Below are 17,626 nucleotides of genomic sequence, written 5' to 3'. Positions count from 1 at the left end.
GCCTTGAAAGATTAGCTTTTTGTATAGCTCTATACTAAATTCCAGGAAATAAAAAAGCCGAATGGATTGTTCTCATCCACTCAGCTCATAAGTTTATTTTACAATAATCTGTATCGTATCACTTTCCGTTGTTCCACTTCCATTCATAAACTCACCGCGATATTGATAGATGCCAGGAGATTTCCCTGAAATTTGTGTAATGGCCGATTGAGCACTTGGTGTTTGTGAAGATAAAGATTGCATTTCAATAAGTTCGCCATTTTCATATAATCGATACTGTTCTGCGTTCGTGCCCCACCACATATTAGCAGTAATACTATAGTCGCCATCTTGATCCCAGTTGTCACTAGACAACACAGGTTTGCCGGGATTTGCCTCAGCCACGGTGACGGTGTGTGGATCACATGAAGTCGTTCCATACAAATTCGATAACTCACATGTATACACATAGGTTCCATTCGGCTTTCCTTGAATAGGAATAATGGAAGTCTGGGCGGCTGGCGAAACATCGGCCAGTGACTTCGTTTGGATCAATTGACCATTCTCGTACAACTTATACAGTGAGCCATTGTTTCCCCACCACATATTCATTGTAACCTCATAATTGCCATCATTTATACCTGTCGCAACACCGCTATTATTCGAAAGTATCGGTTTACCTGGCACCCCATTTGCAAGCAATTCCGGGCTAACGGAATGCCGTTCGAACTTGACTGCATCAGCCCTCGTATAAATCATATCGGCAGGTAGAGTTGTCGGATCTACCGTTGTCGGAGTAACCCTGGTTAGACGAACGTACTCGCTGCCGTCTCCAGTAAAGTCGAACGTTCCTAGATTAACCCAACCTGATGAGCCGACGGTTGCATCAATATACGTAACCTCGGTAACCGACTGATGCTTCACTTCCACTTTGACATAGTTATCGTTTGCCGTCGTATGGACGAGCTTGTAAATGGAGACCGTATATTTCCCCTCTGGGAACTGGCCTTTCCACGTCGCTGATGAACCTTGAACGGTAGAATAACGGGACTTAACCCCAATTTTGTATCCAGCTAAATTGCTTTGGCTCCAAGATCCTTCTGTCGTGTATAACCCAGTCGTATTCGTGCTGTCGACAATAACCGTTAAGTCCCTGATCGCAATTGTCATAGAAGGTGTTGTTAAGGTCACCCCGTCAATCGTTACAGTGGCCCATACCTCAATATGATCCGTTTCTCCGTCGAGACTTAGAAGGGTCAACATACCGCTACTGTCCACTTCAGCCAGATCGGTTCGATCAACGAAATACTGCACATTTGCCTGTGATAGATCACCAATCAGACCGTTATCCAAATAGCCGGTTACGCTTAGTTGTGCGGTTTGAGTCATTTGCAGTTCACCCCGATCCGACAGGATCACCACAGACTCCAATTGCGGCATACTGTTTGGATCCACCCACATCATCGCATCGGCAACTACCCGTGACTTGTTGGCCTTATTGGTTAATTCGACATATCCGCTATCGCCTGCTGCAAAAGGATAATCTCCCAGGTGCACCCAAGTCCCATTGGCCGTTGTCTCATCAACGGTAACCGTCTCGGAGCCTCCACTATAATAAACGGTAAATGAGCCATTCGTTGCCCAATTTTCACTTGTAGCGGTTATTTGCGGAAGCTTGTAATACACACTGTAAGTAACACTTTCCGGCAGCTCAGGCCGCCATTTAATTCTGCTTGTCGCTGTGCCGGCAGCCGATTTGGCGTACACATAGTTATCATAGTAATAGTCGTTAGCCGTTGTATCCCGTATCCAGACGCCTTCTGTCTCTGCCTCCGTATTATCCACAATGATCGATGAACTCTCCTGCCAATCCGGTTGAACTGGAGTTTCTTGTACTTGATCAGGCAAATAGAGTGTCCGCTTGCGGGTCTGTTTCCCATCCGATTCCACATAATAAGTGAAGGTTTGGGATAAATCGTTTACCCGTATCGACCATTCCATCGGATAGATCGTATCTGGAATGGTTGTATACGTTACTCCGCCATCCAAGGAATAATGGATCGTCGCTGGTTTTGTCGTTTTTGCCTGCACATAAGCATCATAGGCCGTTTCGTCGGGCTTGACGATCAGCATACCTTTAACAGCATCTATTGGACTGTGGATATCGAAGAAATAGCTTGCATCCGATGTATCAGCAGTTCTGACCTGGTGCAGCGGCACATCAATGTTGAGTCCTTCTACAATGATAGCGGTTATTCCTTTGCTTGAAACCGTGGCTTGAATGATTCCACCACTCATAACCGCTTGCTCTGGTGTGCCATTGTCGCGGATGATGGTTACGGTATAATCTTGTGCCGGGTTGAACCCAATGATTTGCGCATTCAATTCGATCGGAGTCTGGACTTCAGCTGATGATTCGTTGCTTAACCCGATGTAGAATTTATTCCCGCTCTCTCCCGTTATCCAGTTCAATTGAGGATGGTTGGTCTTGATAATCCCCTTGGGCATCCAGAGCCAAACGTCGGAATTACCGTAAAAATTCCCTGGTTTATTTCCATAGAGGTGATATTTGAACCATAAAAAATTAGTTTCAAAAACAGAAGGAAATGTAATACTACCATTCGATTTCAACGTTTGTTCGCTGATCAAATAATCCATCGTTTGCCCGAGCTGTCCCGGGATATGGTGATAATAGATGGATGTAGCCCCGCTTGGGCCTTCCAGAGGAAACTCTGGCTCAAGTTGGCTAACGGCGAAGCCCTTATAGTAATAACCTGGATAACTAGAATATCGTCCAATAACTGCATTATGAGCAATATCCTGCAGCAGTTTATCACCTGTATAGAGCGACAATCTCAGCATGAATGGAGCTTCCTGAGCATTCATCCGATAATAGCCAGTTGTACTTCCCGCTTCAAACGTCAATCCATTGGGAGAAACAAGCCAACTATCCGCTTGTACGCCTCCGGCTAGATCTTCTGGGAGCTTGATCCGAGGATATTGATATTTACCACTTTCCGGCCAATGGAACGACTCCGCGTAATTATACGTCTCAGGCTGCGGAATCGTAACGCTACCTTCAGGAACCGGACGAGCAACAAACATCGTTGCATACCGTTTTGCTTCCTTATAAGCGGCATTCAAGTATTTGGGATCCTGAGTTTCCTCGTAAAGCTCCAAGATCTCCATCCACAGCTTGCTATAATAATAAATGAACTCATTTTTACTCAGATTGACGGATGCAGGCGTATCAATATGCTGCATGATATAGCTGTCGGCTGCATCCTTGGCAGCCTGTAAATACTGAGTATCTCCCGTCATACGATACATCATCAGGGGTTGAATAACAGGACCCCGGTCTTTCTGGTCAGGATCACGTACGAGGTACTCTTCTTGTGCCAGCGCCCCAATTCCTGCCGAAGTACCCATCATCTGATTGACAGCGGTTACGCTTGAAAAATCAAACGGCAAGGTTGCCATTTTCCATAACGACGGCACACCGTATACTGGCTTTTGCGTCGGCGACCAGCCTATACCATTTCGCGATAAGCCATACTGGACGGACGGCAATGCTCTCGTATCGTAGAGCTGGTCATCCCCAGTCAAATAGTAAGCCCCCAAAAGAACCGCATTCGAGCTTGTTCGAACGCTATCCTCGTTTTCGATGTCAATAAAGCCCTTGGCACGGCTCCACCACCCGCTGGGTGACGGGACATAATCAACAGAGTCATCCCCTTGCGGCTCTATCTTAAGTAAATCGATCATATTGAACATCGCGTCAGTAAGCGACTGATCTGATACATTTTCCCGGTATGCAGAATAACCGTACTCTTTGCGAAGAATATCCGCGTAGGACTCATACAATTTGCTTTTTTGAGCGATTAGTCCCATATGAAATTGATAAGTGCTTTCTGCGTTCATTTGCGAATAGGTCCCTAATTGAGGAGCATACAAGATTGGCTGCACGCTGCCTTCGTTGTTGACAAGGCTCATGCCAAGCCTTTGCTTCGTAACGCCTCCCGTCGGTTCAAATTCAACCGGAAGCTCATCCGACGGTACAAATACCCCATATGTCAATGGATTCCCCGAACCGTCATACTTCTCAATTAGACTCATCGGAGCGTTTAGTTCCCTTAAGCTTGTTGATTCCACTGAACCTACCATTTTGGCGTGTGATCTGAAACCATTTAACACTTCATTGACGTCTGAGATTTGCTCTGTTGTGAAGGACTGATAACCGATTACATAATTGCCATCCTTGCGAGGTGTAAAGGCGAAGGAAACATCAGGTTTGTCCCCTGACATGGACCAGTTCACTTGTAAATCGTAATCGCTTTCATGTGAAGAATCGGTTAATATCGCCGTGTGGCTGTCTGGGAAATTGATCTCGTCGAATGTAATCCAGCGTTTGTTCATCGTATCGTAATAATTGGTTCGACTCCCCGCATTCCCATCCAATAAGACCCATTGTTCTTCAAGTCTTTCCGCCACATTATTGACAGGCACCCAGTTCCCCGTATCCGTATCCTTGTAGAACATATCACGAACGATGGTTTTGCCTTCATCCCAAGCAGCTTCATAAAAGGAAGCCTTATAGCTGGCATTCTCGATGCTACCTTTTTCCGTGTAACTGAGATTCGCCAATGTACGGCTGCGCAGCGGAGGCAACGGCGGAGCTTGCTGCCGTATATTCCCTTCAAATTTGACCGCATCGGCCCGCGTAATGATTTTTCCGGTCGTAGGTTGTGTTCGAGTCAGTCTGACAAATTCGCTATCATCACCACTGAAATAATAGGACCCCAAATCAACCCATCCGGCCGATGGTCCCGACGAGGGTCTCAGATCCATAAACATAACATCCGTAATCCCATTGTGAACAATTTCGATTTTAACATTACTGTCTGCTTTATCCGCCCAATCAAGCTTGTTGAATGAAATTTTCGCCGTCCCTGCTTCTAATCGCGGATTCCATGTGATGCTTCTTCCTACTGCATCGGTAAATTTGGAACTGGAATTATTATATCCCTTCACTCCCGTACTTGTAGTCCAATCAGGAGCGGAGAACCCGTTATTTGCGTTATCTACATCAGTGGTGACGACATCATCAATCGTGATGCTTCCATCATCAATGATGATCGTCTTATGAGGCTCTTTTTGCTGAATATTCCCTTCGAACTTGACCGCATCTGCACGAGTAAGTATCGTGCTGGTTGTGCTGGTAGACCGAGTTAATCTAACGAATTCGTTACCAACTCCGGAAAAATAGTACTCTCCCAAATCAACCCATCCCACAGAAGCGCCAAACGAAGGTCTCAAATCCATAAAAAGAACATCCGTCGTTCCATTGTGGACGATTTCAATTTTTACATTGCTATCCGCTTTATCTTCCCAGTTAAGCTTGTATAACGAAATTTTCGCCGTTCCCGCTTCCAATCGTGGATTCCATGATATCGTTCTGCCTGCTGTACTCGTATATTTGGAGCTGGAGTTATCATACCCCTTCACCCCTGTACTTGTGGTCCAATTCGGAGCCGAATATCCGTTGTTCTCGTTACCCACATCAGGTGTCACAACATCATTGATCGTGATGCTCCCGTCATCGATAATAATCGTCTTATACGGTAAGGTCTCTGCATAAGCGGTCCTTATTCCGTCTAGGCTGAAAGGAACTAATATCGTCACGATGAAAACGATTAAGAAAAACAGCTTCCTTTTTATCATACAACTCACAGCCTCCCTTAAGTTGATAACGCTTTCAAAATAATAAAACCCTCCTTTGTTCGAAGATCATAAAGAAGCAATCAGCCGTATTCTTCTGGCTAATCCCGCTCCGTCGTTTTTATCATAGCATGTCACATAACTGTGAAATTTCTTTGATTTCAAGAATTTCTTATAAGATTTTAAGCAAGAAGAAACGACTTTGTCTTCCTTTAAAAAAGAGACCTACATCATAACTGGCCGCTCAACTGCAGTCAGTATGATATAGGTCTTTCAATTGGAGAAAACCTTATGATTAATTATAATGGCGGCTGCACCAATAACAACTTCCCAAGCTGGATCACCGTTTGATCATACCAATCTGGATGCTGCCGAACATGCTCAATACTTCGTTCATTGCCACATGCCTCAAATACAGCCGCTTTGTCTGTCTTTTCGGTATCGACTTCGAAGCGCACCGTATGTTTCCCATTCGGGAGCTCCGGCAAGAATACATACTGATTACGATTATGATCGTTGTGTAGTGTGAATCGATCGACAATAAAGGGTTCCCCACCATCCACCGATACCTTCAATCTGCCAGAATCAGGCCCCCCGATATCGAATAACCCGATATGGGTTCCCTCGAACTGCACCGTAATAGCCTCTCCAGGATCGACTGCTCGCCACAGGCCGGGGAACAACCAATTGTACTCGCGTACTAAAGCACAATCATCGGGAGTCATGTAAGACCATCCTGCGGAAAAATCGGTAAGACTATCCAATGGCAGCATGCTCGCATATTCCCAAGGATTAGCCGGGACCAACGGATTCTGAGGTAAGTGATGTACTGACCTTCCTGGATGATCCTGAAGTTCTCTAATTTTCTCAAATGACCGGGTGATCGTATCCGTGTAAATCTGATGTCCTTCGGGAATAGTCGGATGGATCGAATCATGTGTAAAAACAACGGCTCCGGAAATGGACACATCTTCCCTTGAGGTGAAAACGAGTTTTCCCTCCGACACCAAGTGACTAACCGCTACGCCCAGATGAATCGAAGGAATACCGTAATAGTCGGCCACTTCCTCTTGCATTAGAGCCCCCTTCTGGTATTCTCCAGACTGAAATAAGGCCACATCCCGCTCCTTCAGCGTATAAACGAACAGGATATCAGTAAACCGGCTCCGCTTGCGGATCTGACGGACAATCCCTTCGATCCGCGCCTTGGATTCGGGATCTCCGCCATCATTACCGACAAATTCAACAAATACTAGATCAGGTCGATGACGCAGTACATCTGTCTCCAAACGGGCACAGCCCAAATCCGATCCTGTCCCATCAATGCCTGCATTCACAGAGCGGATATCTGCCTTAGGATATTGCTTACGAAGCCAATCCGCCGTCATAACCCTGTAGCCTTCAGAACGTGTATTACTGCCGCCGAAATAGACGATTGTTACGGTATCCCCATTTTCCAATTTTTGAATTATATTGGGGAGCCCTTTACGAGGGAATAATTCCTTCATCGTGACTTCACCTGTCCTCATTTATCGATTTTAGGAGCAAACAATTTTACAGCAAACACTTCAAAATAAGGCGAACCATAAGTTGTGCAGAAATTAATCCGGATTCGGGTTACACCGTTCGCATCTATCTTATGTTTATTCAACGTGAGATAATTTCCACGAGTTATGATTGTCCTCTCGGTTCCGTCTTCTAAGGTCAAGGTCATATCATAATCTTGGATAAGAGACTCAATCGGGTCGTTGAAATGCTCCAAATCCAGCTGCGTATTAAAAACAAGATGGATTTCGTCCAGATTTTTGGGGCTTGCAAAACAGAATTCCAACCATTCCTGTCCTTCCGAATGTTCAGAAATCCAGCCATTCGGTTGGCCATAAGGTCTGGAGTAGCCATTGACAACATTCTCAGGACTATACATATTCTGAGCTGGCACCAGGTCCTTAAAGCAAATGCTCTTATTGAATTTCTTCAGCCTGGACGGCTCTTCCGGCCTATAGTGGAAGCTGACCGCTCCTGTCAATTTCTCTTCATTACCGTATATGGCAAGGCTCGCCGTGCCCTCCAATATGATGTAGATTTTGTCGTCAGCCGGGTTCTTGCAGTCCAAGTCTAGCGTAATCCAGTCGTTATGACCGGCTGCAATAACCAAGTGGTAGTCTCTCAACTCGCTGGTTGGAATGTAGTTTTCCTTCCGTTCCCCGCCAAACAGCTTCACATGTAGAGTTTCCGAATGCTTGGAGCTATTTTTAATTTTAAACCGTACGCTTTCAGCCACGGATGTCTGAATCGGCAAGACCAAACATAACCCTTTCTCCAAGGAAATCTCTTCGGTTGGATGAAGATTGTCATAGCTGCGCTGAGACGAGGCACGAATAGTTAATCCGTCAGCGAAGTAAGGATCCAATTCCTCTTGAAGGCCTACAATGGTTTGTCCGTCTCGAAGCAATAGCGCCTGCAGCTCCCCCATATGAGCTTCGACTATAGCCGCAGGGTCTACCTCATATTTCGAGCACAACGAAGCAGCTGTTCCAACCGCCTGCCCCATACAACCGCAGGTTGCCATAACCCTTGTAGATCCGAAAGCCACATGGGTAGCACTTATATTGCGACCAGCGAACATGAGATTAGGAATATTTCGTGAATATAAGCTGCGGAAAGGGATATTGTACAATCCAGGCACGAAATTCCAAGCTGTAGCCGGCCCCTCATCGTAGATGCCCTTATTAGCATGTAAATCCATATACCATCCACCGACCGATACAGCATCTTCGAAATGCGGCTTTGCTGTGAGATCGTTCTGAGACAACATGTGATCCCCAATAAACCGCCTCGACTCCCGCTTTCCCGGGATCGGGCATACATAATCCAAAATGAGATTGTCTACATCATCAAATTCACCGCTATTTTTGAGATAATCCCAAATCCCGTATACCAATTTCCGCAGCTCCAACGCGATGTCTTCATTATTTTTGATAATATCCATATGTCCACCGTATTCCAGCCACCACAATCCGCCAAGCCCGTTGATTTTTCTTGGAAAAGCCCGATGATTTAAGCCTTTTCTGATACTATCGAAAAAGGTCAACTTCGTAATATCATACGCAAAGCCAGGTCTTTTGTATGGAACGGAATACCCTACGTCACGGGCTTGAAACAGGATCGTATCACCCATGGTGTAATGGTCCGCCACTTCAGGAGCCAATTCTTCCTTGTATTCATGTTTCGCTTCTCTCCCCCATCGGAAGAGAGCACCTGCCTGATATCCGACAACTCCATCTCCGGAGCAATCGATATAGGTTCGGCTTTCAAAACGAAATTTCCTTTCGGAAGCCAATTGAAGACCATCCACCCATTTAATTCTGCCGTTCTCCATGCCCGTCTCATGCACGCATGTATTCAGAAATAGAGAAATGTTAGGCTCAGCATAGACCATATCCAACAAGACCGTATCCGAAAGCGAAAGCATCAGCTTCTTGTTGTATAACGGATTATAGTGGAAAATCTTCAACTTGAGTTCTTCCACCAACCCTCCTTCGCGTGCATAATAGGATGGACTGTTTCCGAGATAAGCCGACCCGTTGATATGAACCCTGACCTCGCTGCTCGCATTTCCCCCAAGAACCGGTCGATCATTAATAAGTGACACTTGCAGCCCTTGGCGTGCGGCAGCAATTGCAGCGCATATCCCAGCAATACCTCCGCCGACGACGGTTACATCTGCTTTAATAAGCTCCATTTTGATAACCTCCATGATTAGATCCTTCTATCATGGTAATCCTTTTGCTCCCTTTTTTTTTACATGATTTCGCGAAAAAATCACACATTTTTTGCAACCTTAATTGGATTCATACCGTGTCATTTTTATCCGATATTGCTTAGGAGTATCACCCGTATATTCTTTAAATAATTTGCAAAAATAACCTTCATTCACAATTCCAACTTCTTCGCACAATTCCAATATAGAATAATCCTGTACATTTAACAGCTCGAGAGCTAATTGGATTTTTTTACGATTGATGTAGCTGATAACGCCTTCGTTCATTGTTTTTTTGAATAAGCTGCTAAAATACGATGGAGCTAAATTCACTTCCTCGGCAATCGCCTCGAGCGTTAATCGCTGTTTCAGGTTTTTCTCTATAAACCGCATAGCACTCATGATTTCTATACGATGTAAAAGTTGGCCAGCGTGTACATATTCGAAGGTAAAGTCGCCAATATAGGCAAGCTGCTCCCGAAAAGCTAAAAATTCTATGGGAAACTCTGCTACTTCCGTGGCCAACTTGTTCCCCGATTTAAACTTCACAATAATGTCTCTGTACAAGTCTCTTAACATAGGCGCCATGATGGACTTATGGATTTTATGGTCCGTAACAAATTGGTTCAGATCAGCAAATGCTTTCTCCAGCTCTTCCTTGGAAACCTTTCTTTTCACCCCAGCAAGAAAATCAGCCAATTTCTGCTGAAATTCTTCTTTTCTGTCATTATGGTAATGGAACCGATGCATGGGTGTTTTTACTACTTTCTCTGTATGATAATAGAAATCATCACTCACATTTTGTGCTTCCGTGTAAGCTTGTTTGATGGATTCCCAGCCTCGGTGTGGACCTCCAAAAGCGACGGATACCCTTTGATTCAAATATTGATGCAAATGGGAGACGATCTGCCCCCCCAATGTCTGGCAATCATATTCCGTTTCCAAGTCACTACGATTATTTTCCCAGGATAGAAAGCCAATAAAACGATTATCGGATAGATCCGCAGCTACACCACTGCCACCATTCATCACCGTTTCTTCGATTATATTTGTAATCGCATACCTCAATATGTTCTGATCAGACGCTGAATAATCATTTCGGAAACTTTCATACATATTCATTTCGACAATAAAGCAGCGATAGTTGGCTTGAAAGAAATGGAACTGCATACGATTGGCAAAATCTGATGCCCGATGAGAAGGGATTTCGCCTCTGATAAGCTCGTTAAAAAATTGCTTGCGGACTCGATATTTATTTTCAAGCACGGATACGTTTAAAGATTGAAATTCCGCTTCTTTTTTCTTAACTTCATTTAAAATCCCGGCTGCCTTATCTAAAGCTCGATCCAAATCCGCATCTCTGAGCGGAACCTTAACAATGTATTCCAATACGTTGGCTTGAATAGCTCTCTGGGCGTATTCAAAGGATGAATAAGCGGTCAAAAGAATGAATTGGGTATGGGGAAGCTTTGGCTTTAGCTGCTCAATCATGGAAATCCCATCCATTCGCGGCATGACGATATCAGATATTACGATATCCGGCTTAAGCTTTACGATCTCCTCTATCCCCTTCAGCCCATTATTCGCTTTTCCCACTAAATGAAATCGCTTATCCCTAAGGGAGCGCTCGTGAAAAAACAATTCCAATCTCTGAATGATTAGATCTTCATCGTCAACAATGAAGCAGGTGTAGTCTCTCATCATCATGCATCTCCTTTAAACAAGCCTGCTGGGAATAAGGCGCGAACCCGGGTTATTTCCTTAGGTATGCTTATGATTTGGAGCCCGAACTGTTCTCCGTAGTGAAGTCTGATTCGGTCATGAATATTGTTTAACCCGATTCTTTTCCTTTTCAATTCCACATCCCCCGGTTCTGAAATTAAAATATGCTTTATTTTATCAGTTGGAATTCCCTCGCCCTGATCAACTACTTCTATGATGACGTTGCCACCCTCCCTGTACGCATGAATAGTAATAGGGCCTTCGATCCCCCCTCCGTTATAACCATGGAAGATACTATTCTCCACAAGGGGCTGCAACAGCATTCGAAAAACCGGAAAATCTATTAGCCCTGCTTCGATATTTTCGATTAATTGGAAGTTTCGGTTATAGCGGATGTTCTGGATCGCGATATAGTCTGATACATTCTGCAATTCCTGACGCAGTGATACCTTCTCCGAAGCGTCGGCTATCCCATATTCCAATATTGAAATGAGAGACTCGATCACCACATCTACTTTCTCTATTTGTCCGAGTCGTATGACATTACTGATAGAACCAAGCGTGTTATACAGAAAATGAGGGTTTATTTGAGACTGCAGCACTTGAATTTCCAGCTTTCGTTCAAGTTCGTTATGAAGCTCTGCTCCCCGAATCAGTTCCACAATTTGCTGCAGCATACGATCGAATGCTCGGGAGAGATCTCCAAACTCATCATTTCGGTTAATCGATATTGTAGTTGTGAGGGAGCCTTGCTCCACCCGCTTCATTTTTGTTTTGAGTGCATAGAGCGGGTTCCTTATATATTTGGCAATAAAGAAGGAAACGAACAGACTTAAGAGAAAACCAGCAGCTAGAAGCTCGATATAATAGGTTTCCAATCTGGATAAAGCAGCTTTCAAGCGTGATTCATCGTTGATTGAGATGATGGTCCAGTTGAATTTTTCAGTCGGTTTTTTTAGAAGGGAAACTTGAATCCCCTCCTTGGTGTGCAGTTGAAGGTTTGTTTCTGTAGTATCCAGAATTTCTTCTGCTGACGTTTCACCGATTGAAAAAGTATGATCTTGAACATTCAGGGGGCCTTTATTTTCCGAAAATCCGGCAATGATTTTTCCCGATGCGGTGATTAGAGCCAAATTCATTTGTTCTTTTTTATTAATCTTGAACAAGGTATCTTCAATGGCATTTAGATCTAAATCTACTGCAATGGCCATAGGAAACGGAGCACTGTTCAGATATCGGACCATCGTAACTGTCCAGCCGGAATATTTAGATTTGTAAGGATCACTGACAAATGTAATCCTTCTATTCTTGTCAGCTGCATCAAACAATGGTTCTCTTTCAGCTAAAGGTTCATCAAATATTCGGGTAGGTGTACTTCCGCCTAGAATAGATAAATCGTTTTTGATCAAATAAATATTACTGACGTAATTACTGTTGAGTTCATAGAGCTCTCTTAATTGCTTTTTAATCACGTCCGGATTGTCAATGTTGGCTTTCACCGATGACTCGACCGAGAACAGCATCGTCTGGAAGGAGGAAAAATTAACTGTGAAATACTGATCAATCTTATCAAGTATTTGGTTGGTGTAATAAATGTCAGAGGTTCTTATTTCCTTTTGGACATAACGATAAGACAATTGGCTTATCAAGATTATGCAGCTTAATACAAATGCAAACACGATAAAAAATAGTTTTAAAGGCAAGCTGATTCTTCTTCGCATCGATCATCTTCCTTTTAAATCTGTAATAAACAAATAATAGCATATGATAAGAAGAAACGCCTTCGGCGTCCTTTTTAAGGACGATAAGCGTTTCTTCGAAAAATAGAAGGATAAAGTATAAAGTAAAACTTATACTTTCTTATATTTCAATAAAGAGAGGGGCTAATTATAGCCGCTCTCTTCGTTTGATTTACTTGATTAAGCCTGCTTCTTTAAATTGCTTGATTACTGAATCTTTATACTTCTGCATGTCAAACTTAGTTTCCAATGTATTAAGGAAATTGTCCCAGTTCGAAAGAGGCTCTTTGCCAGTCATAAATTTGACCAAGCTTTCATTAATGTAGCGTTGGCGGTCAGCAGCCAATGAATCGTTCGGGTCTTCAGTCAATAAATTCCCGGGCAACGTAGCCGCCACGTATTTCTGATTGTTCTCAAAAGCTTCTGCCGTCTTAGGATTCTGGAAGCTGAAGTACTCAGCATCATCACCACGACGCGGCATTCTATAATGATCGACCCATAAGTACTTTTCTTTCATTTCCTTTGATAATTCGGAGGTTTTATTTTTGATCTTGCCGTCTACCAAATCCCAATGAATCCCTTTAATTCCGTATGCAAAATTCGGATATGCGTCTTTGTCGGTAAAGAGATAATTCAGCATGGACAAGATCCGAATGATTTTGTCCTTATCCGCTTTCTTGGATATGGCCCATGAATTGCCTTGGAACGATTTTCTCTCTACAATTTGATCACCATAAGGACCTGTCATTGGAGGAATGACGATCCATTCCGGCACCTCTCCACTGATTTCTTTCATTTTTTGCTGATAATCTGGTTCCAGCCTGCGGGCATCTCTTATCATAAAGCCAACTTTACCCTTAAATAGCTTTTGGTCCAATAAATCGGGAGTATTCATCGTCACCCAGTCTGGATCTACAACTTTAGCTTCCATCATTTTATTGATATAAGCGAGCGCTTCTTTCATTTTTGGGTCGGTAAACAGGAACACCGGTTCATTGTCTTTCACATCAATGGCTGAGGGAGGATTGACTCCAAACATCCACATCAAACTATCGAAGCCATAGGTTTGCAGATTGCCTTCTTTATTCATACCGCCTATGAATCCGTACGTATCATTTTTGCCATTGCCGTCCGGGTCTTTCTCTGTAAAGGCTTTCATAACTTCAAATAGCTCGTCAGGTGTTGTTGGCACTTCCATATTCAGCTTTTTCAGCCAATCATTACGGATAAAGAAGCTTCGACTAATACCGTTTACGTTATCATAACCTGGAACCCCAATGGTTTTTCCCTGATAGGACATCGCCTCCCAGGAGTCGTTGCTAAAACGTTTCTGCAGTTCAGGGAATTGATCCAGATACGGTGTCAAATCCGCAAGAACGCCTTGGTCATAATATTGCGCGAGATCAGCCCGGCTCTTTAAAAAGATCAAATCTGGAATATCTCCGCCAGCAATGAGCGTATTTAATTTAGTCGTTGCTTGCCCTGATTGAGGAATCATCATTTCCAAGTCGATATTTACTGCTTTCTCCAACATTTGGCGTTGGATATCTTCTTCACGGGGAGGAATCGGAGCAGCAGCATTGAAAGTTCCTTGGTTAAACATCGAAATTTTCAATTTGGTTTCAAAGGGACTAGACTGGCCTTGTGAATTACCCGAAGCTGTCGATGTAACCTCTTTTTGTTCCCCACAGCCTGACAATACTGTTCCCACACCGACCATTGCTGTCAGAATAGCAAATGTAATCGCTTTACGTTGCATAATGACCTCTCCTTTGCTTCTATATTATCACGGTTTCCCCGTAACAACTCAGGTTGGAATATCTTTTTAACCTTTAACCGATCCCAAGAGCACACCTTTGGTAAAATGCTTTTGCATAAATGGGTAAACGATCAAAATCGGAACTGTAGTTACGACAACTGCTGCCATTTGTATAGCGAACGTACTAACAGCTCCGGTATTGGCAAGCGAATCAGCACTTTGTGTTGCGACGTTAAGCAGGATGTTGCGCAAGATCACTTGAAGCGGCATTAAGTTGGAATCATTGATATAAACAATAGCATCGAAGTAACTGTTCCAATGCCCGACTGCGTAAAATAAAGAAATTGTGGAAAGGACGGGCAAGGACAGAGGTAAAATGATCCGCCATAACGACTGAAGTTCACTTGCACCGTCTACCCTCGCTGATTCCTCGATTTCAGCAGGCAATTGCTCGAAAAAGCCTTTAATGATCACCAGATTAAATGCACTAATGAGATTTGGAATGATCAATACCCACGGACTGTTTAGCAATCCCAGAGAGCGGACTAGTAAATAAGTCGGAATTAATCCTCCCCCAAACATCATGGTAAAGACAATGAATAGTAAAAATGGGCTGCGACCCGGCAAATATTTTTTGGATAACGGATATGCCGCGATTACCGTAAAGAACACATTGAGAGCAGTGCCTACAATCGTTCGAAACAATGTGATTTTATACGCCTGCCCAATACCATGAGAAATGAATACTTCTTTATAGGCTAGAAAGGTAAAGGTTTCTGGTATAATAACAATTCCTCTTCTTAGCACTTCCGATTCTGGCGTTACTGAAACAGCAACCACATATAGAAAGGGTAGTAAGCAAAGTAGAGCTAGCAAAATAAGAATAAAATAAACGAATGCTTGCCAGACCTTTTCTCCGATTGTCAAATTGATCATTTTGATAACCACCTCACCAAATTTGCCCATCGAATTTTTTGGCGAGCTTATTCGCTGCCAACACTAAAACAAATCCGATGACCGCTTTAAATAATCCCACAGCAGTAGCCAAGCCAATCTTAAGTCGCTCGAGCCCTTCACGGTATACCCATGTGTCGATAATGTCGATCTTCTCCTGATTAAAGCTGTTGGCAAACATGAATATTTGGTCAAAACCAGCATCCAGAATATGGCTTAATTTAAGGATCAGCATCAGAATCATCACGCCTCGAATGCCGGGAAGTGTTACATGCCATAGCTGTCTCCACTTGGAAGCGCCATCAATTCTAGCCGCTTCATATAAGCTTGGATCGATTCCTGCTAATGCTGCAAGGTACAATATCGCTCCCCATCCAATATCCTTCCATATTTCAGATAAGATGATCAGCAGTCTGCCCCAGGCAGGTTCCGTTAGGAATGAGATGGGTTCAACTCCAGTTTCCTTCAATATCATGTTAAAAAGACCATCCCCTGGGGCTAATAATGCCACCATCATTCCATAAACAATGACCCATGATAGAAAGTGGGGTAAATAAGTGATCGTTTGTACGATTTTCTTAAACCATTGGGTATAAACTTCATTGAGCAGCAAAGCAAGTATGATAGGAGCTGAGAAACCGAACAACAGCTTATACAGGGATATGATAATCGTATTTCTCATGATGTCCCAGAAATAAACGCCGTTCATAAAATCTGTAAAATTTCTAAATCCCACCCATGGGCTATCCCATAGTCCCAAAGCCAGATTATAGTTTTTAAAGGCAATAATGATTCCCGCCATAGGAATGTATTTGAATACGGCAAAGTAAACTAATGCCGGGAACAAGAGAGCGTACATCACTTTATACTTTTTTATCGTCCTTATCCATGAGTTCCGCTTTTTGGGGAGGGGAATGGCGTCCGCTGCCAATTTTGCTTGCATATCATCACCTCGTCTTTATTTGTATTTGTATAATAGCATCCCCCTATTGGATAAATTTCTGTAATTTCAAGAATTTCTTATAAGATATTAAGTAAGTACAGCCCTGGATAATTCCAATGCAATAGGCATGATTGTCTTGATTTAAAGCTGTACAATAACTCTGGCTCGAAAGTTTGAGTATAGACCAAATACAATCCTGAGGACCCAAACAAAAAAAGCCCTAGAAAAAATTGGGCTTAATTTAATGAGTCATGTTTTTTATATAATGCATCCACGTATTTTATTTTCCATTACTAAAAACTACATTCATGAGCAAAAAAAGGTATCCTCCATCATGGAAGGGTTACCTTTTACTTCTCCAATGTTCCATCTGCAACGATTGTTCCATGCTTAATAATTACCACATCATCAACCCTCGCTGCATGCTCTTCCATTAGATGAATGGGATAAATCAATAATGCTTATGACTGGGCTAAAATTCCTTTAACAAACAATGAGACACTATGCTTGTAGAACTCTTCCTCGGTGACGAATTGGGATTGATATTGCCGGTGAATCAGCTCGCTCATCTGAAATCCGTAGCACATCGCGAGAAAAGACATTGCGACAAGACGCTCATCCTGTCTGGCGATAACTTTTTTCTTCTGCAAGCGTTCAAAATATTCAACCAGCAAGGAGTGAAGCTTCGCCGGCGGATCGGCGAGCACTCTGTCTAATTCGGGAAGCATTCCTTTGTCGCGGATGCCAATCAAAATGATGTCCGCATTTTTATGGAAAAATAAACGGTACTGCTGACTTACATTCAGCAGATCGACTTCCGGATTATCGGTCGCTTCCTCTTTTAACAGCTTCTCAAATTGCGGAATATCCGAATGTCTTTCAATGATGGCTTCCAATATGCCTTGCTTGCTTCCAAATTGCCGAAAAATCGTAGATTCATTGACTTTAGCTTCCGTTGCAATGGCTTTGGTGCTTACTCCTCTATAGCCATTCTTTTTGATGAGCTGTGTCGCGGCTTCAATGATTCTGTCTGAAGTTTGCATTGTATTTCT

General features: G+C 43.3%; 9 protein-coding genes. All 9 read right to left on the bottom strand.

Going from position 1 to position 17,626, the window contains the following annotated elements; translation table 11 throughout:
• Positions 1-93: 93 nt before the first annotated feature.
• The 9 genes from NST25_RS15775 to NST25_RS15735 all read right to left on the bottom strand — a co-directional run bounded on the left by NST25_RS15775 (position 94) and on the right by NST25_RS15735 (position 17,617).
• Positions 94-5,700 carry a hypothetical protein gene (locus NST25_RS15775; protein ID WP_340391765.1) on the bottom strand — a complete coding sequence of 1,869 codons (5,607 nt, stop codon included), beginning with the start codon at positions 5,698-5,700 and terminating at the stop codon, positions 94-96.
• A gap of 296 nt (positions 5,701-5,996) precedes the next feature.
• Complete coding sequence (locus NST25_RS15770) at positions 5,997-7,205, bottom strand: GDSL-type esterase/lipase family protein (RefSeq protein ID WP_339810210.1); 1,209 nt, start codon at positions 7,203-7,205, stop codon at positions 5,997-5,999.
• Positions 7,206-7,222: 17 nt separating this feature from the next.
• Entirely contained in the window at positions 7,223-9,454 is a 2,232-nt protein-coding gene (locus tag NST25_RS15765) for an FAD-dependent oxidoreductase (RefSeq protein ID WP_339810212.1), read from the bottom strand.
• Positions 9,455-9,538: 84 nt separating this feature from the next.
• On the bottom strand, positions 9,539-11,164 hold the full coding sequence (locus NST25_RS15760; protein WP_340391764.1) for a response regulator: 1,626 nt from the start codon (positions 11,162-11,164) through the stop codon (positions 9,539-9,541).
• Complete coding sequence (locus tag NST25_RS15755) at positions 11,161-12,900, bottom strand: histidine kinase (protein WP_076217656.1); 1,740 nt, start codon at positions 12,898-12,900, stop codon at positions 11,161-11,163. The genes NST25_RS15760 and NST25_RS15755 overlap by 4 nt, the downstream gene beginning before the upstream one ends.
• A gap of 190 nt (positions 12,901-13,090) precedes the next feature.
• The gene (locus NST25_RS15750) at positions 13,091-14,677 is read right to left on the bottom strand and encodes an extracellular solute-binding protein (RefSeq protein ID WP_076190275.1); all 1,587 of its coding nucleotides are present in this window, start codon (positions 14,675-14,677) and stop codon (positions 13,091-13,093) included.
• Between the two features lie 66 nt (positions 14,678-14,743).
• Positions 14,744-15,613, bottom strand: coding sequence for a carbohydrate ABC transporter permease (locus NST25_RS15745; RefSeq protein ID WP_036677077.1), 870 nt, complete (start codon positions 15,611-15,613; stop codon positions 14,744-14,746).
• A gap of 13 nt (positions 15,614-15,626) precedes the next feature.
• Positions 15,627-16,574, bottom strand: coding sequence for an ABC transporter permease subunit (locus NST25_RS15740; protein WP_036677080.1), 948 nt, complete (start codon positions 16,572-16,574; stop codon positions 15,627-15,629).
• Between the two features lie 461 nt (positions 16,575-17,035).
• Positions 17,036-17,617 (bottom strand): TetR/AcrR family transcriptional regulator, encoded by a 582-nt coding sequence (locus tag NST25_RS15735; RefSeq protein ID WP_339281052.1) that lies wholly within the window; start codon positions 17,615-17,617, stop codon positions 17,036-17,038.
• Between the last annotated feature and the right edge of the window lie 9 nt (positions 17,618-17,626).

The sequence above is a fragment of the Paenibacillus sp. FSL E2-0190 genome (assembly GCF_037992965.1).
GTDB lineage: Bacteria > Bacillota > Bacilli > Paenibacillales > Paenibacillaceae > Paenibacillus_AQ > Paenibacillus_AQ odorifer.
Note: the sequence above shows the minus strand (reverse complement) of the source record. Positions and strands in the feature narration are given on the sequence as shown.